The sequence below is a fragment of the Parvibaculum sp. genome (assembly GCF_035511255.1).
Classification (GTDB): domain Bacteria; phylum Pseudomonadota; class Alphaproteobacteria; order Parvibaculales; family Parvibaculaceae; genus Parvibaculum.
Genome location: NZ_DATKFR010000186.1, coordinates 1 through 26,288, shown reverse-complemented (window position 1 = coordinate 26,288; position 26,288 = coordinate 1). Strand labels below are relative to the sequence as shown.

23 protein-coding genes and 1 pseudogene are annotated in these 26,288 nt (G+C 63.0%); 14 read left to right on the top strand and 10 right to left on the bottom strand.

Features of this window, described 5'->3' with window-relative positions:
* Both VMR03_RS07035 and VMR03_RS07030 read right to left on the bottom strand, forming a co-directional pair.
* Positions 1 to 206, bottom strand: a 206-nt coding sequence (locus VMR03_RS07035; protein WP_325403628.1) for a PAS domain-containing protein, incomplete at its 3' end; no start/stop codon positions are given.
* An 84-nt stretch (positions 207 to 290) separates the two neighbouring features.
* Positions 291 to 1,250, bottom strand: a complete 960-nt coding sequence (locus VMR03_RS07030) for an acetyl-CoA carboxylase carboxyltransferase subunit alpha (RefSeq protein ID WP_325403626.1) — start codon at positions 1,248 to 1,250, stop codon at positions 291 to 293.
* 277 nt (positions 1,251 to 1,527) lie between these two features.
* On the opposite strand from VMR03_RS07030, the gene VMR03_RS07025 reads away from it, so the two are divergent.
* From VMR03_RS07025 to VMR03_RS07015, 3 genes are read left to right on the top strand one after another with little or no spacing between them, the layout of a single operon-like run.
* Positions 1,528 to 1,953, top strand: a complete 426-nt coding sequence (locus VMR03_RS07025; protein ID WP_325403624.1) for a hypothetical protein — start codon at positions 1,528 to 1,530, stop codon at positions 1,951 to 1,953.
* 18 nt (positions 1,954 to 1,971) lie between these two features.
* Positions 1,972 to 2,526, top strand: a complete 555-nt coding sequence (locus VMR03_RS07020; protein WP_325403622.1) for a hypothetical protein — start codon at positions 1,972 to 1,974, stop codon at positions 2,524 to 2,526.
* 17 nt (positions 2,527 to 2,543) lie between these two features.
* A complete protein-coding gene (locus VMR03_RS07015; RefSeq protein WP_325403620.1) occupies positions 2,544 to 3,470 on the top strand; it encodes an RNA polymerase sigma-70 factor in 927 nt (308 codons plus the stop codon).
* A 29-nt stretch (positions 3,471 to 3,499) separates the two neighbouring features.
* On the opposite strand, the gene VMR03_RS07010 is transcribed toward VMR03_RS07015, so the two are convergent.
* Together VMR03_RS07010 and VMR03_RS07005 are read right to left on the bottom strand one after the other, a co-directional pair.
* On the bottom strand, positions 3,500 to 4,474 hold the full coding sequence (locus VMR03_RS07010; protein WP_325403618.1) for a site-specific tyrosine recombinase XerD: 975 nt from the start codon (positions 4,472 to 4,474) through the stop codon (positions 3,500 to 3,502).
* 5 nt (positions 4,475 to 4,479) lie between these two features.
* Positions 4,480 to 6,399 carry a hypothetical protein gene (locus VMR03_RS07005; RefSeq protein WP_325403616.1) on the bottom strand — a complete coding sequence of 640 codons (1,920 nt, stop codon included), beginning with the start codon at positions 6,397 to 6,399 and terminating at the stop codon, positions 4,480 to 4,482.
* 422 nt (positions 6,400 to 6,821) lie between these two features.
* On the opposite strand from VMR03_RS07005, the gene VMR03_RS07000 reads away from it, so the two are divergent.
* From VMR03_RS07000 to VMR03_RS06990, 3 genes are read left to right on the top strand one after another with little or no spacing between them, the layout of a single operon-like run.
* On the top strand, positions 6,822 to 7,430 hold the full coding sequence (locus VMR03_RS07000) for a shikimate kinase (RefSeq protein WP_325403614.1): 609 nt from the start codon (positions 6,822 to 6,824) through the stop codon (positions 7,428 to 7,430).
* Positions 7,427 to 8,542 (top strand): 3-dehydroquinate synthase, encoded by a 1,116-nt coding sequence (gene aroB, locus VMR03_RS06995; protein WP_325403612.1) that lies wholly within the window; start codon positions 7,427 to 7,429, stop codon positions 8,540 to 8,542. Before VMR03_RS07000 ends, aroB begins: the two co-directional genes overlap by 4 nt.
* Positions 8,542 to 9,816, top strand: a complete 1,275-nt coding sequence (locus VMR03_RS06990; RefSeq protein ID WP_325403610.1) for an HlyC/CorC family transporter — start codon at positions 8,542 to 8,544, stop codon at positions 9,814 to 9,816. The genes aroB and VMR03_RS06990 overlap by 1 nt, the downstream gene beginning before the upstream one ends.
* Positions 9,817 to 9,833: 17 nt before the next feature.
* Here VMR03_RS06990 and VMR03_RS06985 read toward each other — a convergent pair whose 3' ends face one another.
* Positions 9,834 to 10,112: a BolA family protein gene (locus tag VMR03_RS06985; RefSeq protein WP_325403608.1), complete on the bottom strand. Its 279-nt coding sequence runs from the start codon at positions 10,110 to 10,112 to the stop codon at positions 9,834 to 9,836.
* 77 nt (positions 10,113 to 10,189) lie between these two features.
* Between VMR03_RS06985 and VMR03_RS06980 the strand changes: the two genes are divergently transcribed.
* The 4 genes from VMR03_RS06980 to VMR03_RS06965 all read left to right on the top strand — a co-directional run bounded on the left by VMR03_RS06980 (position 10,190) and on the right by VMR03_RS06965 (position 15,262).
* Positions 10,190 to 10,861, top strand: coding sequence for a DnaJ domain-containing protein (locus tag VMR03_RS06980; protein WP_325403606.1), 672 nt, complete (start codon positions 10,190 to 10,192; stop codon positions 10,859 to 10,861).
* 184 nt (positions 10,862 to 11,045) lie between these two features.
* The gene (cobS, locus tag VMR03_RS06975) at positions 11,046 to 12,017 is read left to right on the top strand and encodes a cobaltochelatase subunit CobS (protein ID WP_414693154.1); all 972 of its coding nucleotides are present in this window, start codon (positions 11,046 to 11,048) and stop codon (positions 12,015 to 12,017) included.
* Positions 12,018 to 12,051: 34 nt separating this feature from the next.
* Positions 12,052 to 13,968, top strand: coding sequence for a cobaltochelatase subunit CobT (gene cobT, locus VMR03_RS06970; RefSeq protein WP_325403602.1), 1,917 nt, complete (start codon positions 12,052 to 12,054; stop codon positions 13,966 to 13,968).
* Positions 13,969 to 14,125: 157 nt separating this feature from the next.
* Positions 14,126 to 15,262, top strand: coding sequence for an esterase-like activity of phytase family protein (locus tag VMR03_RS06965; protein WP_325403600.1), 1,137 nt, complete (start codon positions 14,126 to 14,128; stop codon positions 15,260 to 15,262).
* On the opposite strand, the gene VMR03_RS06960 is transcribed toward VMR03_RS06965, so the two are convergent.
* The 3 genes from VMR03_RS06960 to meaB all read right to left on the bottom strand — a co-directional run bounded on the left by VMR03_RS06960 (position 15,180) and on the right by meaB (position 17,476).
* The gene (locus tag VMR03_RS06960; RefSeq protein WP_325403598.1) at positions 15,180 to 15,869 is read right to left on the bottom strand and encodes a VUT family protein; all 690 of its coding nucleotides are present in this window, start codon (positions 15,867 to 15,869) and stop codon (positions 15,180 to 15,182) included. The genes VMR03_RS06965 and VMR03_RS06960 overlap by 83 nt on opposite strands.
* Before the next feature lie 106 nt (positions 15,870 to 15,975).
* Positions 15,976 to 16,269: a 50S ribosomal protein L28 gene (gene rpmB, locus VMR03_RS06955; protein ID WP_325403596.1), complete on the bottom strand. Its 294-nt coding sequence runs from the start codon at positions 16,267 to 16,269 to the stop codon at positions 15,976 to 15,978.
* Between the two features lie 208 nt (positions 16,270 to 16,477).
* Complete coding sequence (gene meaB, locus VMR03_RS06950; protein WP_325403594.1) at positions 16,478 to 17,476, bottom strand: methylmalonyl Co-A mutase-associated GTPase MeaB; 999 nt, start codon at positions 17,474 to 17,476, stop codon at positions 16,478 to 16,480.
* Positions 17,477 to 17,636: 160 nt separating this feature from the next.
* Between meaB and VMR03_RS06945 the strand changes: the two genes are divergently transcribed.
* Positions 17,637 to 18,476, top strand: a complete 840-nt coding sequence (locus tag VMR03_RS06945) for a DUF3108 domain-containing protein (protein WP_325403592.1) — start codon at positions 17,637 to 17,639, stop codon at positions 18,474 to 18,476.
* 62 nt (positions 18,477 to 18,538) lie between these two features.
* On the opposite strand, the gene scpA is transcribed toward VMR03_RS06945, so the two are convergent.
* A complete protein-coding gene (gene scpA, locus VMR03_RS06940; protein ID WP_325403590.1) occupies positions 18,539 to 20,695 on the bottom strand; it encodes a methylmalonyl-CoA mutase in 2,157 nt (718 codons plus the stop codon).
* Positions 20,696 to 21,026: 331 nt separating this feature from the next.
* On the opposite strand from scpA, the gene VMR03_RS06935 reads away from it, so the two are divergent.
* Together VMR03_RS06935 and VMR03_RS06930 are read left to right on the top strand one after the other, a co-directional pair.
* Positions 21,027 to 21,737, top strand: a complete 711-nt coding sequence (locus tag VMR03_RS06935; protein ID WP_325403588.1) for a hypothetical protein — start codon at positions 21,027 to 21,029, stop codon at positions 21,735 to 21,737.
* 143 nt (positions 21,738 to 21,880) lie between these two features.
* Entirely contained in the window at positions 21,881 to 24,187 is a 2,307-nt protein-coding gene (locus VMR03_RS06930) for a sensor histidine kinase (protein WP_325403586.1), read from the top strand.
* 54 nt (positions 24,188 to 24,241) lie between these two features.
* Here VMR03_RS06930 and VMR03_RS06925 read toward each other — a convergent pair whose 3' ends face one another.
* Entirely contained in the window at positions 24,242 to 25,537 is a 1,296-nt protein-coding gene (locus VMR03_RS06925) for an acyl-CoA dehydrogenase family protein (protein WP_325403584.1), read from the bottom strand.
* A 300-nt stretch (positions 25,538 to 25,837) separates the two neighbouring features.
* On the opposite strand from VMR03_RS06925, the pseudogene VMR03_RS06920 reads away from it, so the two are divergent.
* Positions 25,838 to 26,288: pseudogene (locus VMR03_RS06920) on the top strand (disulfide oxidoreductase); the annotation flags it as partial.

Below are 26,288 nucleotides of genomic sequence, written 5' to 3'. Positions count from 1 at the left end.
TCGCAGACACCGGTGCCCGCGAGGCGTGAAACGATGCGTTCCGGCGACCAGATTTCAAGGATCGTGATCGAGGGCATGAGATCGCGTATAGCGACCGGGTCGAAAGCCTGACGATCGGGAACCAGCCCGTCGCCGCGAATGCCGTCCCAATAGGCGAAAAAGCGCCGCGCTCCATCGCTGCGAAGGCTGTCTTGCACGGACGACATGCTTCGTTCCTCGCGCCGCGCAGGCGCAATCGGTTGAAACCCGTGGAAAACGCAACCGACAGAACAGATAGCGCGACCGGACGATCAGAGAACGCCGACGCGACCCATGGCGAGAAATTTTTCCCGGCGCAACCGCTTCAGCGCTTCGCCGTCAAGCCGCTCGAGGCCGCGCAGCTCTTCCTCGATCGCGTCGCCCGTCTCCTTGATCATTTGGGCCCGCTCGCGATGCGCGCCTCCGATGGGTTCGGGCAGAACCCGGTCGATCACCCCAAGCTGATGCAGGTTCTGCGCGGTGATCTTCATTGCCGTCGCGGCGTCCTTGGCCTTGGCGGAATCGCGCCACAGGATCGAAGCGGCACCTTCCGGCGAGATGACGCTGTAGACCGAATGTTCGAGCATCAGAATGCGGTTTGCCGACGCCAGCGCCACCGCACCGCCCGATCCGCCTTCACCGATGATGACCGAGATGAGCGGCACCCCAAGCGAGAGACAGCAATCCGTCGACCGAGCGATCGCCTCCGCAACGCCACGCTCCTCGCTGTCGGAACCCGGATAGGCCCCCTGGGTATCGACCAGAGTGACGACGGGAATTTCAAACCGCTCCGCGAGCTTCATCAGGCGGATGGCCTTGCGGTAGCCCTCGGGCCGTGCGAGACCGAAATTGTGTTTCATGCGGCCTTGCGTGTCGGAGCCTTTCTCATGCCCGATCACGACCACGGATCGCCCTCGAAACCGGCCGAGCCCGCCCATGATCGCGGCGTCCTCACCGAACAGACGGTCGCCGGCCAGTGGCGTGAAGTCCTCGATCAGACGCTCGACATAATCGACGAAATGCGGACGGCGCGGATGTCGCGCGACCTGCAATTTCTGCCATGGCGTCAGCGCCGAATAGGTATCCTGAAGAAGCTGTGCGGCTTTCTGCTCGAGCTTGGCCACTTCGTCGGTGATGCTCACCGTGGGATCGTCCTGGGCCAGAAGTCGCAGTTCCTGGACCTTACCTTCCAGCTCCGCAATCGGCTTCTCGAAGTCGAGATATGTGTGCATCGCGCCCCGGAAGTCCCGCTGTCCGCCTTGGAAGACACCCGGGGTGGCCTCCCGGGCAAAGGATCCTTTTGTCAGGATTTGCGCGGCACACTGGCTTGGGGAGGGCCCCTTGTCAACCGCCAGGCTTCCCCCTTCGGCACAGGCTCCCCAGGCCCCTTGGTAAACGGCGCATGGCCCTTGTCACAAGGCAAGGCCCCCGTTCGTCTAATGGGCGACCCCGGACGGCACAGGACCCAGGGTCGTCAACAAGCCGCCACCGGAGCGGCGAGGAGGACCGATGAGCATGACCCCGGCCACCGCCGATATCCGCCAGTTTCAGATCAAACGTGCCGTGCTCGCCCTCTGGGCGGCCGGATTTCTGGCCAACGCACTCTACATGCTGGCCGATCCCCTCTCCTGGTACGACGCCATCGCCGGCGTACCCGATACCGGTCCCTATAACCCGCATTTCGTCCGGGACATCGGCGTCGCTTATTTGACGCTCGGCCTGATAACAGGGGCCGCGGCTCTGCGGCTGAGGCTCGCTCTGCCGCTTCTTTGTACCGTCGCTCTTTATCTCGGCCTGCATGCGCTCCTTCACCTGTGGGACGTCGCCGCCGGTCGCCTGGAACCAGACCACCTGCTGATCGACGCTCCCGGGGTCTTCGCGCCGGTCCTCGTGAGCGCGCTTCTCGCCTGGTGGGTCCGTCACGATCATGTCTGACAATGGAAGGAAAAGACCATGCTGAAAGCCTTTGTCGAAAAGAGCCTGCGCCGTCAGGAAGAGATCACCGGCGAACCGACCGACTTTCTCCGCGACATTTACGAGGCGGCTCCCGGCGGCTTCTGGCGCTTCGCACTCTTCGTGCCGATGAGCCGTTATCGCAAACGCCTGCCGATCGAGGCGCACGCGGTGGCCCGTATCGCGGCCGTGCATGCTGAAGATTGCGGCCCCTGCCTGCAAACGGTCGTCAACATGGCGAGTTCCGCCGGCGTTCCAGCGGACATCCTCCGCGCCGCCGTCATGCGCGATCTGGGCGCCATGGATAAACGTACAAGAACGGTCTTCGAGTTCGCCGAGGCCATCGCTGCCCGCGATTTTCGCAGTGAGGAGCTGCGGCCGCTGATTGAAAGCTGGTGGGGCAAGGCCGCCATCGCCGAACTGGCCCTCGCGATCGCCAGCACTCGTGTCTTCCCGACCGTGAAACGGGTCATGGGCTACGGGCAAGCCTGCAGCCGCGTTGTGATCGGCCATGAAACCGTCCGCGCCGATCTCGCCAGCCCTCGCGCCGCGTGATCGGGTAGAGTGAGAACATGGAAGCGGATCGAAACGAGCGGCCGTTAGCGACGGAAGCGATTTTCACGCGCCACCGCGCGCGGGTCTTTGCGGTCGCCTACCGCCTTGTCGGCGCGGTGAGCGACGCCGAGGATATCGTGCAGGAAACCTGGCTGCGCTGGAGCGGTATCGACGCGAAAGAAGTCCGCTCCCCCGAGGCATGGCTCGTCACCACAGCAAGCCGTCTCGGTATCGACCATCTGCGCCGCCTCAAGACCCGCCGCGAATCCTATGTCGGCCCGTGGCTGCCCGAGCCGATCGTCGAAGCCGCGAATATCGATCCGGCACTCTCGCCGGAGGACAAGCTCTCGCTTGCCGACGAGGTTTCGCTTGCACTGTTGCATATGCTGGAGCGGCTGGCGCCGGAAGAGCGCGCCGCCTTCCTGTTGCACGAAGCCTTCGACTACGGCTATGGCGACCTCGCTACGATCCTCGGCAAATCGGAGGCAGCCTGCCGTCAGATCGTCAGCCGCGCCCGGCGCCGCGTCGCGGACGAACGGCCCCGCTTTGAGGCAAGCCGCGCCGAACATGCGCGTCTCGCCGCCGCTTTCGCCACGGCGCTCGCGACGGAGAATCCCGACGCGCTTCTCGCCTCGTTGCGCAAAGACGCGATCCTTTATTCGGACGGCGGCGGCAAGGTGGCGGCCGCGCTCAACCCGATTCATGGCGCCGACCGCATCTCGCGCTTCTTCTTCGGCATCAGGAAGAAATTTCCGCAGCCCTATCGGGACGAACCCATCACGGTCAATGGAAAACCCGGTATCGCGCTTCTTGCAGCCGGTCATCTCCATTCGATCATCTGCTTCGACGTCGCCGACGACCGGATAAACATCGTCTATATCGTGCGAAATCCAGACAAGCTGCGCCAGGCCGCGCGGCTCCTCCGTGCATCCCTTATCGGTTGACGGCCGGGCTGCCGGCCGGGACAAACGGATCAGGACGAAGCGCTGTCTTTTTTCGCCAATGGATGATGATCCTCGACCAGTGCCTTGAGCCGACCGTCGAGCACATGCGTGTAAATCTGCGTCGTCGAAATGTCGGCATGGCCGAGCATCTGCTGTACGGCTCTCAGATCCGCGCCATTGGCGAGCAGATGGCTCGCAAAAGCATGACGCAACGTATGTGGCGAGACACGATTCGGATCGAGCTGCGCCGCGATCGAAAGATCTTTCAGAAGCTGAGCAAAACGATGCCGCGTCAGATGCCCCTGCCGTCCGCGCGACGGGAAAAGCCAGGGCGATACCGAATCGCCGAGCCTCAGCACGCGCAGCGGCAGATATTCGTCGATCGCGAGGCGCGCCGTCTCGGACAGCGGCACGAGCCGCTCGCGTCCGCCCTTGCCTGAAATGGTAAGGAAGCGCCCGTCGCCCTTCGCAGCCGCCAAGGGCAGACCCACGAGTTCGGAAACACGCAGACCCGTCGCATAGAGAACTTCCATCAGGCAGACGAGGCGCGCGCGCTTATAGGCGCGAACCGCCTCTTCCTGCGATCGGCCGTCTTCCACGAGACGCGCCGCGCGCAGCAGCGCATCGACTTCCTCCACGGTAAGCGTCCTGGGCAAGGGCCGCGCCCGGCGGGGTCCTTCAATGGCGCCGCACGGATCGTCCGGCCTGACGCCGTCCGCATAGAGGAAGCCATGGAACTGGCGGATTGCCGAAAGACGCCGTGCCGCCGTCGAGGCCGAAAGCCCCTGCACCGAAAGGCCTTCGAGATAATCCCGCACATCCATCGTCCGGGCATCGGCGACGCTTCGATCACGCGCAGCGAGAAACGCCGCGAAATCCTTCAGGTCTCTCGCATAGGCGTCGAGCGTATTGCGCGCTGCACCCCGCTCGGCGCTCAGCATTTCAAGGAAAGCATCGACGTGATGTCTTCCGTTTGTCTCTGTCGAGATAGGATCGTTGGACATGGAACTCACCCGGGTTCGGCATGACTGCGTCCCATTAGAGCTTCGGTGGCGAGGCGCCGCGCCTCGGCATCGAGATGAACCGCTCTGAGACTTGAAACGGCTTGCGCAGTCACGTGAGGATCTGCGCCATCCGGCCCCCCAGGCCCAATACTTACCAGCGAAAGCAACACAACTTCCCCGACCACGCCCTTCTGGCCGGCATTCTGCAATTGGTTCATCAATTCGGTCGGCGTCACCGACGTCACCGCTGCAAGAACTTTCGGCGACAAGGGATATCCGAGAGCCTGCAGCAAAAGTGCTTCCCTGACGGCGAACATGCGCACCGCCGCAACTCCGGAACTCAGATCCGCGAGGATGTCCGCCGTAATCTGATCGTCATTGCCGCCGGGACCTTGAGGATTGCTGATACGGATCAGTGCGCCAAGTTCACGCGCATCGCGCCCGATCCCCTGTCCCTGCGGCGCAATCAGCGCATACCACTGCAACGCATGCGGTCTGTCATTCACAAGCAGGAAGGCGCGCACCGCCGCCGGTGCAAGATCGCGCAACGTCGGCGAGGGCGTCAACTGCGCGAGGATCGGCAGCAACACCTCGACTGTCGAAAGATAGAGGCCCGCGCTTTGACCTGTCGACAGCATCAGCTTGATGAGAGCGGCGCGCTCCGTCGGCAGTATCTCGACATTGATCGCCTGGAAGAGCAGCGCGCGGCGTATCGCCGGCTGCTCGGGGAAAGTTGCCGCCTTGAGCCCGTCGAAATCGGCCTGCGTGAAGCTCGGCAACTTGTAGAGACCGGCAAGTTCGTCCGCGTTGATCAGGCTGAGCATTGCCGCGCGTTCACCGGCGACGATCCGCGTCTCCGCTGGCAGGCTTTCGTCCCGCGCCAGTGTCTGCACGACCGGCACGGTCGCGATCTGTCCGGCATTCTTCGGCAATTCGCGATGCGCAAGCCGGTAGAGAGCGACGTCCAGAATATCGAGTTGCTTCGGATCGTCTGCTTTCAGCTTGAGACCGTCTGTCGCCTCCGCAACCAGCGAATAGAAGATCGGATCGTCGAGTCCCTCCTCGCGCGCAAGGTCGAGCGTGAGATTGGCCTCGCTCTTCTTTCCCGCAAGCACCTGGCAAAAGGCCGAAAGTTTGAGGCTGAAAGCCGCCGTCTCGTCGTGGGCCGGGTCACTGCCGGTCGGAATGTCGGCAAGCGCGTTGCACGCCTCGTCGTGATTGCCGGTCGCCAGCGCTGCGCGAGCCCGCGCAACGGCGACGGCCGGCGTCTTATCGGCCTGGGCGCTCTTTGCAAGGTCGACCGCGAGATCCGCATGTCCGGAATGCGTCAGCTGATCGAGCCTGACGGCGAGCAGCGAGGTTCCGCTCTGCGGGCCGGCGGGCGGTTCCGCGCCGGTCAGCAGCAACCGCCGGGTGAGATCGTTCATCACAGGCGAACCGGTCACGACGGGCAGTTCGGCGAGATGCCGCTCGATGTCGGCACGCGTCGCACCCCGCCACATGTCGGATCCGAAGCCGCCCTCGTTTTGTCCGAGGAGACCCGCAGCGGACGCATCTACGCCGCCGAGCGTCGAGACGGTGATGCCCGAGCCGGCGCTGCCTGGCAGGCTCTTCACGACCTGCGGCGTCCCTTGAGCGGACGGGTCGGTTCCACCCGGAAAACTCGCACCAACCGGCGGCGTTGCGGCCGCGCCGGGGCTTGTCGCTCCAAAACCTGGCGGCACGATACGCTGGGGACCGGCGCTCTGCGTCCCGGTTTCCCGCGCATCCCCGGGGGGCGGAGAAACGGCAATAGTACCAAGCGTGTCCGCAACGGCTGCCGTGGACACGAGGAGAAAGGCGACGAACCCCGCCAGACCGGCACTCGCATGCGGATCGGAGGCGCGGCGTGTCACGCCTTCGCCCTTAACGGGGGAATTGGCCATCGGGGAGAACCTTTTCGACGGGCTGGACCGACGGCTCCACGGATTGGCCGAGATAAATGAGACCTCCGATGATCGCCCCCGCGAGAACCGCGAGGAGAATAAGGAGGCGAATGGCGCTGTTCATGAATCTGTCCTTCTGGCTTGCCCCAGCATAGCGCCGAGCGGACCTTGAGTTTCCCCTTTATGCCCGGCTTGCGGCAAAATTTGGGCGCAAATTCGGCCCTGGTGCTATATGTGGCCCTGCTGACGGGGTAGATCGCCGGCCCGGCAAGGTCACCCTTGACGGTTTATCCGATGGCGACTGTGACAATGCGTCGCGGCCGCCTTACGACCCGTTAAGGTGGAACGCCGTCAGGGTCTTTGCCCGCCGGAACGGATAAGATAAACCAAGAAAGCCGATGACGACCGAAAGCAGACGAGACATGCCGCCCCCGAGCGGCCTCACCCCGTCCCCCGACGCCGGACCTGAGGCGCGGCCCGCGCCGGTTCCTGCCGCCCTGCGTTCGATTGTGCTCGTCGGGCTGATGGGCGCTGGCAAGACGACCGTCGGCCGCCGGCTGGCCCAGCGTCTCGGCCTTCCCTTCGTCGACGCCGATGCCGAGATCGAGCGCGCGGCCGGCGAAACCATTCCTGAAATCTTCGAGCGCCGCGGCGAGGCGGCCTTCCGCGACGGCGAGCGCCGCGTCATCGCACGTCTCCTGGAGGAAGGGCCTCAGGTGCTGGCCACCGGCGGCGGCGCCTTCATGGACGAAACCACTCGCGCCCATATCGCGGCGCGCGGCATATCGGTCTGGCTGAAGGCAGATCTCGACGTGTTGATGAAACGCGTCGGTCGCCGTTCAAACCGGCCGCTTCTGAAGCAGGACGATCCGCGTCGTGTCATGGAACGGCTGATGGCGGCGCGCTACCCCATCTATGCACAGGCCGACCTCACGGTGGAGAGCGTCGAGGGCCCGCATGATAGCGTGGTCGATGACGTCGTCGCCCGGATCGAGGCCTACCGGAACAAAGCGAAAGAGGCCACCGGATGAGTTCGGACGTGAAAACGGTGCATGTGGCGCTCGCGGAACGATCCTATGACATCAAAGTGGGGCCGAACCTGATGGCGCGCGCCGGCGCCTATCTGAAGCCGCTGCTGCGCCGGGCCCGCGTCGTCATCGTCACCGACGAGAATGTCGGGCGCCTCCATTTGCCAGCGCTCGAACGCGGGCTCGACGAGGCGGGCATCCGGCATGACGCGATCAGAATGCCGCCGGGAGAAGGCACCAAATGCTTCGCCGAACTGCAACGCCTGACCGAGTGGCTGCTCGAGACGGGTGTCGAGCGCGGCGATCTCGTATTGGCGCTCGGCGGCGGCGTCATCGGCGACCTCACCGGCTTCGCCGCGTCCATAACGCGACGCGGAGTCGATTTCGCGCAGATACCGACGACGCTGCTGTCGCAAGTCGATAGCTCCGTCGGTGGCAAGACCGGCATCAATACCCCGCAGGGCAAAAACCTCGTCGGCGCCTTCTATCAGCCGCGCCTCGTCCTTGCCGACACCGACGCGCTCGAAACGCTCCCGATGCGCGAACTCCTTGCCGGCTATGCCGAAATCGTCAAATACGGCCTCATCAACGACCGTCCCTTCTTCGACTGGCTCGAAGGCAATCTCGACGGCATCAAATCGGGAGATGTCGCGGCCCGCACCCATGCGATCGTGAAAAGTTGCGAGGCGAAGGCGGCGATCGTCGCTGCCGACGAGCGCGAGAGCAATGTCCGCGCCCTCCTCAATCTCGGTCATACGTTCGGCCATGCGCTCGAAGCCGCAACCGGTTTTTCCAACCGTCTCGTCCATGGCGAGGGCGTCGCCGTCGGCATGGCGCTCGCCTTCGACCTGTCGGCGAGGCTCGGTCTCTGCCCCGGACAAGATGCGATCCGCGTCCGCCGCCATCTCGCCCGCGCGGGCCTGCCCAGTCGTCTTGCCGACGTCCCGGGCCTTCCCGGCGCCGACGAACTGATCTCCCTGATGGGGCAGGACAAAAAGGTGGTCGACGGCAAGCTCACCTTCATTCTCGCGCGCGGCATCGGCGAGGCCTTCATCACACGCGATGTCGATTCCGACGTCCTGCGCACCCTTCTGAGGGAGAGAGAGACAGCCTGATGATCTCGCTCGGCCTCGGCCTCACCATGGCGGCGATCGTCGCGCTGCTTGCGATGTCCGGCTTCTTCTCCGGTTCGGAGACCGCGCTCACCGCCGCCTCGCGCGCGCGCATGAACCGGCTTGCGGAAGAAAAGAACAGGCGTGCGAAACTGGTCCTCGCCCTCACCGACGATCTGGAGCGGTTGATCGGCGCGCTCCTGCTCGGCAACAATCTCGTCAATATCCTCGCCTCGGCACTGGCAACGAGCGTCTTCCTGACGCTCTTCGGCGATGCGGGCGTCGTCTATGCGACACTGGTCATGACCGCGCTCGTCGTCATCTTCGCGGAAGTCATGCCGAAGACCTACGCCATTACCAACACGGATCGCTTCGCGCTGGCCGTCGCGCCGCTCGTGCGCATCGTGATCTGGATTTTCGCGCCGGTCACGACAGCCGTCCGCTTCATCGTACGCGGGACGCTCGCGATCTTCGGCATCGACGTCAGCGACACTGCGAACGTCCTTTCGCCGCATGAGGAGCTTCGCGGCGCAATCAACCTTCATCATCAGGAGGGCGGCTTCGTCAAGCGCGACGTGGACATGCTGGGCGGCATTCTCGATCTTAGCGATCTTGAGGTCAGCGACATCATGGTTCACCGCAAGAACATAACCATGATCGACGCCTCCGAGCCCAACGCGGAAATCGTCGCGCAGGTCCTGGGAAGCCCGCATACGCGCATACCGCTCTGGCTCGACGACCCTGAAAACATCGTCGGGGTGCTGCATGCAAAGGATCTCCTGCGCGCGCTCGCCAGCGTCGACTGGAAGCCGGATGCGATTCACATCCTCGACATCGCGACCAAGCCGTGGTTCGTGCCGGACACGACGCCGCTGGTGAATCAACTCAACGCCTTTCTGCGCGCCAAGGCACATTTCGCTCTCGTCGTCGACGAATATGGCGGATTGATGGGACTTATCACGCTCGAGGATATCCTCGAGGAAATCGTCGGCGACATTTCCGACGAACACGACATCGAGCGCTCGCGCATCAGACTTCAACCGGACGGCTCCGTGATTGCCAGTGGAACGGTGCCGATCCGCGACCTGAACCGCAAGCTCGACTGGCATTTGCCGGACGAGGAAGCGACGACGATCGCCGGCCTGGTCATTCACGAGGCTCGGGCCATTCCCGAAGTGGGGCAGGCTTTCACCTTTTATGGCTTCAAATTCGAAATTCTCCGCCGGCAGCGCAACCAACTCGCGGTGCTGCGCATTACCCCGTCGGCGCCAAACTGACCCCCGGCCCGCGGATTTCAGCTGCGCGCTGCTTCTTCCGGCGTCAACGTCTTCAGGGCAAGCGCATGGATGGGATTGCCCATCTCCGCCGCAAGCGCGGCCGTTACGAGCCTGTGACGTTCGATGCGCGTCCGGCCATTGAAAGCGGCGGAAACAACAGTCACATTGAAATGCGTCTCACCGCCGGGACGATGCCCCGCATGGCCCTTGTGGCGATGCGAGTCATCCTCGATCTCCAACAGGTCCGGCTTCAACGCCATTTCGAGCTTCTCGCGGATCGTTTCAGCGACCGGCACGCCACACCTCGTTAATCTCATGATAGCGGACGCCATGCTTCCTTGTTTTGCCGCGCCAGCCAACCCATAATTTGACCGTGAACCTGAACTCGAAATATTTCGACAGCATCCGCATCGCGCCTCGCAAACAGCGAGGCACGGAGGGCGACGCCGCGGCGCGCGAGGCAGCCAAGAGCAAAGCAGCGCTGCGGGGTTGCGAATGGTCCGGCTGCCGCGCCGTCGGCCTCCACCGCGCGCCGCGCAACGCGTCCGCCAAGGGCGATGAGCCGGCTGGCGCTCAATACCGCTGGTTCTGCGCCGAACACATTCGCGAGTTCAACCACAATTACGACTATTTCCAGGGCATGACCGATGAGGAAGTCGCCGCCTTCCAGCGCGACGCGCTGACCGGCCATCGTCCCACCTGGGGCCTCGGCGTCAATGCCGCGCCGGGTTACGCCCGTGGCGCCGCCCCGCATCTGCACCGGGCGGCACCGTTTCACGATGCCTTCGGCTTTTTCGGGGATGCCCCTGGGGCAAAGCCCGAGGAACCGAAACCGAGCCGCCGCAAACCCCGCACATTGGAGCGACAGGCCTTGCAAACTCTCGGGCTTGACGAGGCCGCTGGCTTGAACGAGATCAAGTCCCGGTATAAGGAACTTGTTAAAAAGCACCATCCGGACGCGAATGGCGGCGATAGATCGGCCGAAGAGCGTCTGCGCAAGGTAATCCAGGCCTATGATTACCTCCGGAAGAGCGGCTTCTGCTGATCTGCGGCGGTTTGGAAGGCTCGGGGGCAAACTTGAACAGCCCTTGGCCTTGCGCAAGGCTGCAGAATGAGCGGACTGGAAACGGAGCTGGCGTTCCGGCCCCGTCGGCCCCGATACCCGGCCGCACGGACAGCACAGCAGGATTTGGGAAGCAGGTAAGATGAGCTTGGAAGTGACTGGCAGCATGTCTGAGAACGTTCCGGACAAGACCGTCTCGGTAAGCGATGTGTTCAAGATCGGCGTGGACATGCAGGTTCCTGCGTTTTCGCAGCCGAACGAGTACGTTCCGGATCTCGACCCGGACTATCTATTCGATCGCGACACCACGCTCGCCATTCTCGCTGGTTTTGCCTTCAATCGGCGCGTGATGGTCCAGGGCTATCACGGCACCGGCAAGTCGACTCATATCGAACAGGTCGCCGCTCGCCTCAACTGGCCCTGCATTCGCATCAACCTCGATAGCCATATCAGCCGCATCGATCTCGTCGGCAAGGACGCGATCGTGTTGCGCGAAGGCAAGCAGGTGACCGAGTTTCGCGAAGGCATCCTTCCCTGGGCGCTGCAGCATCCCGTCGCGCTCGTCTTCGACGAATACGATGCCGGCCGCCCGGACGTCATGTTCGTGATCCAGCGCGTCCTCGAAGTCTCGGGCAAGCTGACGCTCCTCGATCAGAACCGCGTCATCCGTCCGCATCCGGCTTTCCGCCTGTTCTCGACCGCGAATACGGTCGGGCTCGGCGACACCTCCGGCCTCTATCACGGCACCCAGCAGATCAACCAGGGTCAGATGGACCGCTGGAACATCGTGACGACGCTGAACTATCTGCCGCACGACGCCGAAGTGAACATCGTGCTGGCGAAGTCGAAGCCTTATCAGACCGATGAAGGCAAGAAGAAGATATCGGCCATGGTCCGCGTCGCCGACCTCACGCGCTCTGCCTTCATCAATGGCGACATCTCCACCGTCATGAGTCCGCGCACGGTGCTGACCTGGGCGGAGAATGCGCAGATTTTCGGCGGCGACATCGGCTTTGCCTTCCGCGTCACCTTCCTGAACAAGTGCGACGAGCTGGAACGCGCCACGGTCGCAGAATTCTATCAGCGTTGTTTCGGCGAGGATCTGCCGGATTCAGCCGCCAACATCATGGTCGCCTGATCCGCCGAACGAGGAGCGCAAGAGCGCCCATAAGATGAAGAGCAAGGAAGGCCCCGTCGAACCGTTCAAGCGTGCGCTGACGACCACCATGCGCACAATTGCGGAGAATGCCGAGCTCAGCGTGACCTTCGGCACCGAGCCGCCGGGTCTACGCGGCCTTCGCGCTCGCCTGCCCTTGCCGAGCCGTTCGCTGCCGCCGGAAGAAGTCGCGCAGGTGCGCGGCGTTTCGGATGCCTATGCGCTTCGTCTCGCCCATCACGATGAAAAGGTGAATGCCCGCCTCCAGCCGGAAGGCGGCAACGCGCTTGCGGTCTTCGACGCGGTCGAACAGGCGCGCTGCGAAGCCATTGGCGCCAACCAAATGGCCGGCATGTCGCAGAACCTCACGGCGGCCCTCGAGCAACGCTGCCAGGCGCGCGGCTATAACCGCATCAAGACACGCGAGGAAGCGCCGTTGGCCGAAGCCGTCGCGATGATCGTGCGCGAGCAGCTCACCGGCGAAACGCCGCCGCCTTCAGCGAAGACGCTGGTCGATCTCTGGCGTCCCTGGATTGAAGAAAAAGCTGGCAAGGATTTGAAGCGCCTCGGCGGCATCATCGAGAACCAGACCGCTTTCGCCCGCGCGACGCGCGATATTCTGGCCGATCTCGACATGGCCGACGAACTCGGCCAGGCGCAAGACCAGCAGTCCGACGACAACGACGACGAAGAAGGCGATTCCGACCAGTCGTCGGAAGAAAGCCAGTCCGGCGAAGCCGAGCAACCGGAAGGCGCTTCCGCCGACAAGGTCGAATACAGCGAGGGCGAAGGCGAGGAAGGCGAGGAGCAGACGGTCGAGGTCGAGTCCGACGACGCGCCGATGGACGGGGAGACCGACGAGACCAGCGAGGGCAACCAACCATGGCGTCCCAACGCGCAAGGCGACGACCGCAACCGCGAGCCGAGCTACAAGATTTTTACCTCGCAATATGACGAAGTGATCGCCGCCGAAGACCTTTGCGACACAGAAGAACTCGCACGGCTCCGGCAGTATCTCGACCAGCAGTTGCAGCAGATGCAGGGCGTCGTTTCGCGCCTCGCAAACCGCCTTCAGCGCCGTCTGCTCGCGAAGCAGAACCGCACCTGGGAATTCGATCTCGAGGAAGGGCTCCTCGACGCGGCGCGGTTGACCCGCGTCGTCATCGATCCCTTGCACGCGCTCTCGTTCAAAGTCGAGCACGACATGAATTTCCGCGACACGGTGGTGACGCTGCTGCTCGACAATTCGGGCTCGATGCGCGGCCGCCCGATTACCGTCGCTGCCATGTGCGCCGACATCCTGGCGCGCACCCTCGAGCGCTGCGGCGTCAAGGTCGAGATTCTCGGTTTCACGACCCGCGCCTGGAAGGGCGGTCAGGCGCGTGAGAGATGGCTCGCCGACGGCAAGCCCGCCATGCCAGGCCGCCTCAACGATCTCAGGCACATCATCTACAAAGCCGCCGACAGCCCCTGGCGGCGCGCCCGGCGCAATCTCGGCCTGATGATGCGCGAGGGGCTCCTCAAGGAAAACATCGACGGCGAGGCGCTGATCTGGGCCTACAACCGCTTGCTCGCACGGCCCGAGCAACGCCGTATCCTGATGGTGATCTCCGACGGAGCCCCGGTCGACGACTCGACGCTTTCCGTCAACGCCGGAAATTACCTTGAACGCCATTTGCGCAGCGTCATCGAGCAGATCGAGACGAAGTCTCCGGTGGAACTCATCGCCATCGGCATCGGTCACGATGTAACACGCTACTATCGTCGTGCGGTCACGATCGTCGACGCCGAGCAATTGGGCGGCGTCATGACCGAGAAACTCGCAGAGCTCTTCGACGATGAATCCGGTCCCCGGCGCGGCGGCCAATCCGCCCCGCGCACCCCGGGGCGCCGCGACGCCATTTCGGTGCATGGTGGACGCCCTGGCCGCTAGGGACAGTCGTCCGCCGCTTCCTTCCGTTTCTTTCACCGATTGTCATGCAGCGCGACCGTCGGGCGCTTGTAGAACGGCCTGACCCCGATATGATGCCCGGCGCATTTGGATCGTCCGGGACGATCCGGCGAAGCGGGATGCGAAGGAAGTCCAGGGTATGCAGTGGCCTAAGCGTTTTTTGCCGAATGGCGTCCTGCGGCGCACATTCATCGCGTTGTTTGCCGCGGCTGCATTTTTATCGCCCGCCTCTTCGGTCTTCGCCGAGACCGAGAAGATCGACCTCTCCGTCTCTCCTCTCCACTGGAACCCGGACAGCCGCAGCGACATGCGCGCGGGCGAACTTGAGTGGGCCGGCGAAATCGAGCTCAAATCGACGCATAAACGCTTCGGCGGCTGGTCCGGCCTCGCAGTCCACGCCGACGGCAGCAGTATTCTCGCCGTTTCCGACGAGGGCTACTGGCTCACCGGTCAGCTCCTTTATGACGAAAAGGGCCGTCTCTCCGGAATGGGCGAAGCGAAGATCGCACCGCTTCTCGGCATCGACGGCAAACCTCTTACGGGCAAAATTCTCGCCGATGCTGAGGGCCTCGCCGTCGACGGTCCCGATCCGCTCAAATCGAAGGCCTATGTGAGCTTTGAACGTCAGCATCGCGTCTGGCGCTACGATCTGGGCAAGGATGGCTTCGAGGCAAAGCCGGAACCGATTCTGACGGAGCGCCATTTCGGCAAGCTGAACACCAACAGCGGCATCGAGGCGCTGACGCTCTTGAAGCCGCGTCCGAACGTCAAGGACGCCCGGCTCCTCATCGTCACCGAGAATACCCGCGATCCGCGCGGCAACGTGCGCGCCTTCATTGCCGAAGGCCGCACCTTGAAACGCCTTTCCTTCCGGTTGCACGATCCTTATCACCCGACGGATATCGTGCGTCTGCCCAATGGGGACTTCCTGCTGCTGGAGCGGCGTTTCTCGCTGCTCGCGGGCGCTGGCATGCAGTTGCGGCTGATCCGGGAGGATTCAGTCCGCCCAGGCGCGATTGTCGATGGCGACGTGCTGCTCGATGTCGGCCAACGTCGTTCGATCGACAATATGGAAGGGCTTGCCGTTCGCCAGGACGAGAGGGGCAATATCTGGGTCTATGCGATCTCGGACAATAATTTCAATCCATTGCAGCGGACAATTCTGATGATGTTCCGCCTGAAGCCCGAGACGCTCATGCCCCCCCATAGCCAGACTCTGGACGGATCGCTCGGCGCAAAAGCTGTGTCGGCGCCAGCTGACTCAAAGCCCAGATAAACTGCACGGCGCCAAGCACCCCAAGGCGCGGAAGAGTTCCGGCATTCCAGTCGCCGCCCATTGCCGTATGAAATACGGCAGTAAAAACCAACCCGCCGCAAAACGCCGCCACGAGCGGCGCCTTCCACCACGGGATGCCCCGAAACCAGTCGAAGAGATAGATATTAACGATCTGCCCGAGAAACATTGCGCCAACGAGCGCGGCAGCCGAGCGGGGCGAAGCGATCGCTTCGAACGAGGAGATCGCGTCCTGACGCAAGGCGAGTGCGATCCCCCCCGCGAGGAAACCCCAGACGAGCAAGACCGCTGCGAATGTGATTGCGGGACCGTAGCGACGGCTTGTCAGATTGAGGACAAAGAAGACGCAAGGCAGCAGCAGGACGCCCCATGTGAGCCAACCATCGCGCAGGTCGAGCGAAGGGTGAAGTCCGGCAAGAAAGCGAAAATCCGTGGCGACATAGCTCCGGCACGCCCAGGCAAGCCCGAGCGCGCCGAAAAGCCCCAGCACCGGCAGAACAAGCTGTCCGGTCACCGTAACGCCCCGCGAAACGACACCCGCCTTCTTCGGCGGCGTGCGTCGTTCGACCCCATTATCCAGCATCATCATCTTCCCCCCGGAAGAACCGAAGTCTAGCTGCGACAATCGGCTTCTGAAAAGCAAAACGGGCAGCCGAGGCTGCCCGTTCACTCACTTTTGGAGGAGATTTCCGCTCTCAAGCCTGAACGACGGCCTTCGCCTTCTCGATGTCGCGCTTCAGCTTCAGCGCGCGCGTCGAAAGATCGGTCGGACGCGCCTTGACGAGGAAAGCGTCGAGGCCGCCATTGTGCTCGACCGAGCGCAGCGCATGCGCCGAGATGCGCAGGCTGTACTGGCGGCCGAGGGCGTCGCTGATCAGCGAGACGTTGCAGAGATTGGGAAGGAAGCGGCGACGCGTCTTGCGGTTCGCGTGGCTCACATTGTTTCCCGACATCACGGCCTTGCCGGTGAGTTCGCAACGACGCGACATGGGACCATATCCTTACGGTTCGAGGAAAAGGCGGCCGGCAGAGAGTCCGCTGGCGTCGACCCGATCCCTCAGGTTTAACGAATTTCGGGCGGTGCCGCCAAACGCGGAAACCGCAGGCGCGCACGTATAAAAGGCCTGCCCCTATGCGTCAAGGGGCGGGCGGACCGAAAGCCACGGGAACCGCCAAAAAGCGTGGCTTTTCTGGCCTTTAAGGCTTTTCGGGCCCCAGAACCAGCCGAAGCAGCCGTCGCGCGGCGGCCGTCGGGGTGGCCAGGCCCGATTCCACCTCCGCTTCGAGCGCCGGGATCAGATGGGCCGCTTCCTTGTTCGCCATGAGGGCAGAAAAGAGCCCCTCCCGGATTTCGGTCCACATCCAGGCCCGGGCCTGAGCCGAGCGAACCCGTTCGATCTCACCGCCCAACTCAAGGGCCGCCCGGTGCGTCTCGACGGCCTCCCATATTTCGGAGAGCCCCTCCGCCTTCAATGCAGAGGCAAGTTTGACGTCGGGCGTCCAGAAGGGATTCTTCGGCCGCATCAGATGAAGCGCGGCCTTGTATTCCATCGCCGCGCGACGCGCCGCCGGGATGAGGTCGCCATCGGCCTTGTTGACCACGACGAGATCGGCAAGTTCCATGATGCCGCGCTTGATGCCCTGCAACTCGTCGCCGCCACCGGGCGACAGCAGCAACAGGAACATGTCGACCATGTCGGCGACGGAAGTCTCCGACTGCCCGACGCCCACCGTCTCGACCAGCACCACGTCGAAGCCCGCCGCCTCGACCAGCAGCATGGCCTCGCGCGTCCGCCGCGCGACGCCGCCCAGCGTACGGCCTGCGGGTGATGGACGGATGAAGGCGTTGGGATTGCGGGCAAGCAGTTCCATCCGCGTCTTGTCGCCGAGGATCGAACCGCCGCTGCGCGCGGAGGAGGGGTCGATTGCGAGCACGGCGACCTTGTGGCCGCGTTCGGTCAGCAACATGCCGAAGGCTTCGGTGAAGGTCGACTTGCCGACGCCTGGCGCGCCCGACAGGCCAAGACGGATCGCCTTGCCCGTATCCGGCAGAAGCTCGGCAAGAAGCGCCTGCGCCTGCTCCTGGTGGTCGGCGCGGGAGGATTCGACCAGCGTGATGCCGCGCGCCAGCGCCGTCCGCTCGCCCTTGCGGATGCGTTCGGCGAGCAGGGCCGGATCGGCGTCTCTCCTGGTCATCGGCAGCTTCTTCCCCGGTCCGCAGTCTGCGCGGATTTGCATAAGCTGCATACCCGGCCCGGTATCGCTTTGGGAAGACGCCCGAGCCTCAATCCCGCCTAAAAATCTCTATATTGCGACGAAAGTAGCCCGGCCTGCCGCCCGGGCTCGGAAAGCCTGCATGAAGACGCTCCGCCTCTGGCCCCTCGCCGCCACCCTTTTGGTCTCGCTCTCCGCCCCCGCGAGGGCCGCGACGGATATCGCGGCCGACTACACGATCTACCTAGGCGGTTTCCTCTTTGCGAGCGGCACGTTCCACGCCCGCCTCGACGGCGACAGCTACAACCTCAGGGCTCTGCTGACGACGGCCGGCCTCCCCCGGGCCTTCTACGAAGCGACTTTCGATCTTTCCAGCGAGGGCAATTTCGCCGACACGGCCGTTCATCCGCGTCTTTACCGCTCGGTCTCGTCGGAATGGGACCATCCGGCGAAGACGATGCGCCTCGATTACGACGCCCAGGGCATGCCGCGCATTACTGCGACGCCACCCGTCAGGCCCGGCGAGCTGGAGGTCGTGCCCTATCAGCAGCTCTCGACGCAGGATCCGATCAGCGCCGTTCTGGTGCCTGTCGCCGCCGGCGCACATCCCTGCGACCGCGTCATCCCCGTCTTCGACGGAAAGCGCCGCTACGACCTGAAACTCAGCTACGCAAAGACCATGACCATGACGCCGCACGGCCTCGGCCGAACGCTGGAGGTCATCGCCTGCAACATCCGGTATGTGGCCGTCGCGCCGATCGAGAAACGGAAGTTCACAGAAATGCTGCGCAAGAACGACAGCATGACGGTCTGGCTCGCTCCCTTCGATGAAGGCCGCGTCTACATGCCTGTGCGCTTGCTGCTGCGTACGCCGCTCGGCGGCGCCGTCGCGGAGCTGGCGAATGTCACGGAGCGGACCGTGGCCCCCGAAATTTCCGACGAATTGCGCTACCGGCTTCCTCAGCCACGCCCACAGAACTAGGTCCGCGCCCCGTCAAGCGCCACCGAGCGTGAACTCGTCCTCAGGCACAAGACGGCCGCGAATTACGCGGCCTGGCGCCGCTTTTCGCGGATCAGCGTGAGAATTTCGGCTGCGGCCGCTGGAATATTCGTGCCCGGACCGAAAATGGCCGAAGCGCCGGCCTTCTTCAGAAACTCATAGTCCTGCTGCGGGATAACACCGCCGCAGATGATGAGGATGTCGCCCGCGCCTTCCTTCTTCAAAGCTTCGGCAAGCGCCGGCACCAGCGTCTTGTGGCCGGCGGCAAGACTCGAAATGCCGATCACATGGACGTCGTTCTCGATCGCGTCGCGCGCCGCTTCTTCCGGCGTCTGGAAGAGCGGACCGACATCGACATCGAAGCCGAGATCGGCGAAGGCGGTCGCGATCACCTTGGCGCCGCGGTCGTGGCCGTCCTGTCCCATCTTGACGACAAGCATGCGCGGGCGGCGGCCTTCAGCTTCCGCGAATTCGTCGATCTCCTTTTGGATCTGCATGAAACCTGCGTCTCCTTCATAGGCCTGACCGTAAACACCCGAGATGGACTTGATTTCCGCACGGTGCCGGCCGAAGACCTCCTCCATCGCGTCGGAGATTTCGCCGACACTGGCGCGAGCCCGGGCCGCATCGATCGCCAGCGCCAGCACGTTACCCGTGCCGCGCGCGCCCTCGGTAAGTGCCGCCAGCGCGGCCCGGCATTTCGCCTCGTCGCGAGTCTCGCGCATTTTCTTCAGTCGCGCGATCTGATTCTGACGCACTTCGGCGTTATCGATATCGCGAATCTCGAGCGGGTCTTCCTTGGCGGGCTTGTACTTATTGACGCCGACGATGACTTCTTCGGCACGGTCTATGCGCGCCTGCTTGCGGGCGGCCGCTTCCTCAATCCGGAGCTTCGGCATGCCGGTGGCGACGGCCTTCGTCATGCCGCCGAGTTCCTCGACCTCCTCGATGATCTTCCAGGCCTCGGTCGCCAGCGCATGCGTCAGGCTCTCGATGTAGTAGGAGCCGCCGAGCGGATCGATGACGTTGGTCACGCCCGTCTCGTGCTGGATGACGAGCTGCGTGTTGCGCGCGATGCGGGCCGAAAACTCCGTCGGCAGCGCGATGGCTTCGTCGAGCGCATTGGTGTGCAGCGACTGCGTACCGCCGAGCACCGCCGCCATCGCCTCGATCGTCGTGCGGATGACGTTGTTGTAGGGATCCTGCTCGGTCAGCGAAACACCCGACGTCTGGCAATGCGTGCGCAGCATCAACGATTTCGGATCCTTGGCGCCGAACTCCGACATGATGCGCGTCCAGAGGAGGCGCGCGGCGCGCAGCTTCGCGACTTCCATGAAGAAATTCATGCCGATGGCGAAGAAGAATGACAGGCGTGGCGCGAATTCATCGACGTCGAGGCCGGCACTCAAGGCGGCGCGCACATATTCGCGGCCGTCCGCCAGCGTAAAGGCAAGCTCCTGAAGCTGAGTCGCGCCGGCTTCCTGCATGTGGTAGCCGGAAATCGAGATCGTGTTGAACTTCGGCATGCGCTTCGAGCAATAGCCGATGATGTCCGCAATGATCCGCATCGAAGGCTCGGGCGGATAAATATAGGTGTTGCGAACCATGAACTCCTTAAGGATGTCGTTCTGAATCGTGCCTGACAACTTGTCCTGCGCAACGCCCTGCTCTTCCGCCGCGACGATGAAATTCGCGAGGATCGGGATCACCGCGCCGTTCATTGTCATCGACACGGACATCTCGTCGAGCGGTATCTGGTCGAAGAGAATCTTCATATCTTCGACGCTGTCGATCGCGACACCGGCCTTGCCGACGTCGCCGACGACGCGCGGATGATCGCTGTCATAGCCGCGATGCGTGGCAAGATCGAAGGCGACCGAGAGCCCTTTCTGGCCGGCCGCGAGATTGCGGCGATAAAAGGCATTCGACTCCTCGGCGGTCGAGAAGCCCGCATATTGGCGGATGGTCCACGGACGGCCGGCATACATGGTCGTCTGTGGCCCGCGCGTGAAGGGCGCGAAACCCGGCATCGTGTTCGCGTCATAGCCTTCCGCGGAAATACGATCCAGATCTTCGGCCGTATAGAGAGCCTTTACGTCGATACCTTCCGGCGTGTGCCAGACAAGCGAGGAAACCCCTCCGCCCTTGGTCTGCTTGTCGACCGATACTTCCCAATCCCTGACGGTCTTCTTGCCGGCCATCGTCTTCACTCTCTTCCGAATTTCGCTGTCGAGACCTTAACATGGGAGGCGTCGCCTCCAAAGGCGGCCGGAGTATCGGAGAAGCCGCCTGACGGGTCAAACCTGCCTGCGGGACCGGCCCAAAGGCCCTGCCATCGCTACGTCAGGCAGCGCGGCGAACTTCGCTTGCGGTCCGCTCCATTTCGCAAGACCATGGCGCCGCCGCATCGGGGTGCCGCCGCATCGGGCCCCGTCGCGCCGGATTTCGACGGAGAACCGGAGACGGAGCCGTTGGAACCTGGAGCAGGTCTTCGCCGCCGACAACTATACCTTCGCCGCAAAAGGGGAATTCATGAGATCCGGTTACCGTGCGTTTAGGGTCCTGGCCCTGACTTCGATTTGCATCGGGGCACTTGCCCTTGCGGCCTGCGGCGGTTCTGGCGACGGCCGGCAGCGCGACTCCCAGGGCAAGATCATTCCCAACATCGGCGACCTCGACCCGGCCGGAACGCTTTATTCCAACACGATCTCGCAAGCCGACGCCGGCAACTGCTCGCCGGACAATATCAGCGTACTCACCTGCTTTTCTTATCGCGGCCACGGCTATGAGGGTGCGCAAACCTCCCTCGGCCAATGTCTGCTCCGCGGCGGCAAATCCGAGGAGGGCCTCATTTGGCTGAAGCGCGCCGCCAATGCCGGCTGGCCGGACGCGCAAAAATTGCTCGCCCGCATCTATCTCGACGGAAAACTGGCCGGGCGGGACAATGTGGAAGCCGCCACCTGGAATAGCCTCTATCTGCGCAACCCCTCGCTTCTGTCTCTTGGCGTTCGCCCCGAAGGCGACATAAGCGAAAAGCTGAAGACGGTCTTGAGCGCCGAAGAACGTTCCGCTGCCGATCGGAGGGTCAGTACCTGGGTTCCGAGCTACTGGGAACCGAAGCAGGCACTCAGTTCGGAAACGGCCAGAACCTGCCGTGTGCGGACAAAGCGCAAGGGTCCCGACATGGATGCCGTGGACTCGACACTCAACCCAACGCCAACCAATCCGGGAGGCGGTTACTAGGGGCATACGTCTTTCCTCCGGCCGGTCTTAGGAAAAACTTTACGCTCTTTGGCCAGACTTTCCCTTCAGCCATTCTGACGAATGGCCGACCGCCTGCCTGTGCCCGAACGTGAGCCGGCTCAGGCGGCGCCCGGGAGGGCCTGATGGACGTCAGTGCTGCGCGTCGGAATGAGATCGAACTCGATCTCTTGCGCCTAGTCATGCGGAGTTACCGCATGCTGCCGCTATTCTATGGGGTCATCGGCACCGCCATTGCCCTCTATGTGGAAAGCGGTTATCCGGCGCGCACCGTCACGATCTGGCTCGGCGTCTTTCTCGCTACCCAAGCCGAATATGCGGTGTTCCAGCATCGCTTCTTCAGCCATCCCCCACCCCCTGACGCACAGTCGTCATGGACGCGCCGATGCGCCCGTCGCTACTTCTTCATGAATCTGGTCTGGGCTTTCGTCGTCCCGCTCTTCTGGAGTGCGGGAGACGACATCCAGAACCTCGCACTCATATTGATGCAGGTCGTACACGTCATCGCCACATCGATGACCGGCTCATTTCGTCGCCCGCTCTACTACGGCGCCACATTGCCTCCGGCAGGCATGGCGATCGCCGCCGCTCTTATGGCCGGTCACCCCATTTTTACCGGCATGGGCTTCGGATTCGCGGCGACCTATTTTTATCTCATGCGCATCGCCCGGCAGTCTCGGAAACAAGCGGAAGAAGCACTTGCGCTGCGCTATCACAATCACGATCTCATTGCCGATCTCGCAACAGCGCGCGATGCTTCGGAAGCCGCCCGTGATTTTGCGATCAACGCCAACGAGGAGCTGCGTCGCAGTGAAGAGCGTTTCCGCGCGCTCGTCGAGAACGCCTTCGACGCGATCGTTGTGACGGACGAGAATGCCGCAATCACCTACGCATCACCCTCGGTCCGCGCGATCGGCGTTCGACCGGAAGAATTGATCGGTCGGGAGGTACTCACCTTCATGCGGCCTGGGGAAGCGACCAGAATCAAGTCGCGGCTCGACGCACAGGGCGGCCATACGCCACCCGGGCAGCCCATCGAGTTCTATACCTTGGGACCGACGGGACGGGTTCACTGGTTCGAATCTTCAGTTACCGACCTTCGCTCAGATCCGAATGTCGGCGGCTTCATTATCAATCTGCGCGACATTACCGAGCGTAAACGCAGCGAGTCTGAGCTCGTCGGTCAGTTCCGCGTCCTGAAGGCGCTTGCCGCGGATGTGCCCATAGACGAAGTCATGATGCTGCTTGCGCGAGGCGCGGAGGAAACCAATCCGGGCGCCCGTGCCGCCGTCTACCTCATCGACCAGGATCGCAAACTCACGCTCTGCGCCGCGCCAAGCTTCCCACCCAGCTTTGCCGCGTCCGCGGCAGCCTATTGGGAGAAACGCAAGGACGGCTCTTTCGGAGGCGTCGCGGAAGAGAACGGTCAGCGTTATATCAACGAGGATATGCTTTCGGATCGCAACGATCCCGACATCATCGCTTTTGCGCGCGAGCACGGCGTCCGCGCGCTCTGGTTCCAGGGCATTATCTCACGTGGCGGCAACGCCATCGGGGCCGTGGCTCTCTACATGCCGCAACCGCGCCGCCCCAATGCCGCGGAAAGAGCCTATTTGCAAAGTGCGGCACATCTCGGCGGCATTGCGATCGACCGCCGTCGTGCCGAGCAGGATTTGCGCGAGGCCACCGAAGCGGCGGAAATGGCGAACCGCGCCAAATCGAAATTCCTCGCGAATATGAGCCATGAACTCAGAACGCCGCTCAACGCCATCATCGGCTTTTCGGAGATCATGCGCGACGGCCTGTTCGGCGCGCTGGGCTCTCCGCGATACAGCGAATATGCGAAGGACATCTACGACAGCGGACGCCACCTCCTGAACGTCATCGACGACATTCTCGATATCTCGAAGATTGAGGCAGGCCGCTATCCGCTCGAGGAACAGAACATCGATCTCGGCGAAACGCTGCGATGGTCGATAGATATCGTGCGCCCACGAACGACCGAGAAAAACCAAACCGTCCGCCTCGATATTCCGGCGGGCCTGCCGCAGCTCCTCGTGGACTTGCGCGCCATGCGGCAGATCATGCTCAATCTTCTTTCAAACGCCTCCAAGTTCACGCCGGAGCAGGGACGCATCGAGGTCTCGGTCCACATACATCCGGATGGCGCCGTCGAAATAGCGGTGAGCGATACGGGCATCGGCATTCCGCCGGAGAAGCTCGGCGAAGTCATGAAGCCCTTCGGCCAGGTGGACGATTCGACGGCTCGCCAGTACGGCGGCACCGGCCTCGGCCTGTCGATCACGAAATCGCTGGTGGAACTCCATGGCGGCACGTTCCGGCTCGACAGCATGCTGGGCGAGGGCACCGTCGCAACGCTCACCCTGCCCGCGGAACGGCTTCAGAGAACATTGCGCAAGCTCGGCGGCTGACCCCGGCCCCGCGAGCGGCCGCATCGGCCGCTCGCGATTTGATGTCGTGCGCGTTTATTCGGCCGCCTTCTTCTGACCGTCCTTTTTTCCAATCATGCCGAAAAGGTGACCGCCCACCTTGCGCATCTGGATCTGTTCCGATCCTTCGGTAATGCGATACCGGCGATGGTGACGGTAGATGTGCTCGAAAGGCATATGGCGCGAATACCCCATGCCGCCATGCACCTGCATGGCAAAATCCGCCGCTTCGCAGACGAGCCTGTTCGCCCGGTAGTTGCACATGGAAACCTTGTCGGAGAGATACTTCGCGACGTCGGGCTTCGGCATCTGGTCCATTTGCCAGGCGGTCTTCAGGATCAGCGTCCGGATCATCTCGGCTTCGGTGTGGAATTCGACCAGCGGAAACTGGATAGCCTGGTTCACCGAAAGAGGCTTGCCGAAGGGTTTGCGCTGGCGCGCATACTTGACGCTCTCGTTGATGCAGAATTGCGCCGCACCGACTGAGGATGCCGCCTGGCGGATGCGGTTTTCATGCACGAAATGCTGCGCGAGTTCGAGACCGCGCTCGGGATCGCCGAGATAGGAACCGTCCGGCACCCAGACATTGTTGAACGAGACGCGCGGATGATCGGTCGGCATGTTGAAGGTCCACAGATATTCCTCGACCTGCACGCCGGGCGTATCCATCGGCACGATGAAGCAGGTGATGCCGAGCGCATCGCCGTCCTTGCCGCTGGTGCGCGCAAAAACGAAGTCGTGCGTCGCGACGTGAAGTCCCGTGTTCCACATCTTGCGGCCGTTGATAACCCAGCCGTCGACCCCATCGCGTTTTTCGCGGCGGCCATGGGTCTCCATCCATGTCGCGTCCGATCCGTGATCGGGTTCGGTGAGGCCGAAGGCGACGCGGATCGTGCCGTTGAGCGATCCCGGAATGAAAACTTTCTTTTGCTCTTCTGTTCCGAAATCGCGGAACATCAGCACAGTCGGAAAATTGCCGACGATCGAGCTTTCATTCTGCAGGTCGTTGTGAAGGCCGAGACCCTTGGCGGCCAGATATTCACGAATGACGGCCATGCCGAGATTGGTGCCGTCCTGGCCGCCATATTCCTTCGGCAGCGCGTAGCGAAGATGCCCGGCCTTGTCGGCGCGGCGCCGCATTTCACCGAGGAGCGCCTCCCATTCGTGGCGCGGCAGCCCCTGATTGTCCCAATCGGTGCGCGCATGTTCGCGGCGATGGTCGAAAAAACGCTCGTTGTCGTCCTGCGCCTGGAGCGGCTTGATCTCCTTGTCGATGAAAGCGTCGAGCACCTTCAGATAGTCGGTGATGTCCTTCGGGATCGTGAAGTCCATGAGGCGTCCTCCCTGCATTTTGTTGGGTTTCTGGAATGGCGTTTGAACCACTATAGACCGTGGTCCAGCCGGCGAAAGCCTCCCGACACTTGCCCCTGCGTTAACGTTTCGTCCGCTTAAGCCATTGTCTGACCACCACATTTAGCCGTGAACGAAGACCGAAAACGAAGCGGTGAGCGATTCGGACATGCTTCGTTCGCGCAATATTCCAATGCCGGCGGCGGCGTGTGTTAACCTCCGGTCCCGGGCTTGCGCGACACCGGTCTTGCGCCGATGGCGCCGGCGGAGCATTTAGCTGAGATGAGTACCGTTCCCCTTCACCTACATCCCGCTGGCGGGCCTCCCCGCCGCATCACGGCGGTGCTCGGTCCGACAAACACCGGCAAGACCCATCTCGCCATCGAACGCATGATGGCGCATGAGACGGGGATGATCGGCCTGCCGCTGCGGCTGCTCGCACGGGAGGTCTATGATCGTGTCGTGAAAGTGAAGGGTGTGGCAGCCGTCGCGCTCATTACAGGCGAGGAGAAGATCCTCCCCGCGTCGGCGCGCTATTTCATCTGCACCGTCGAGGCGATGCCGCTTGAGCGTGAGGTCCAGTTCCTGGCCGTCGACGAAATCCAGCTCGCCGCCGATCGCGAGCGCGGCCACACCTTCACCGATCGGCTGCTGCGGGCTCGCGGACTTTCTGAAACCATGATGCTGGGGTCCGAAACGGTGCGCGCCCTCATCCAGAAACTTCTGCCCGACA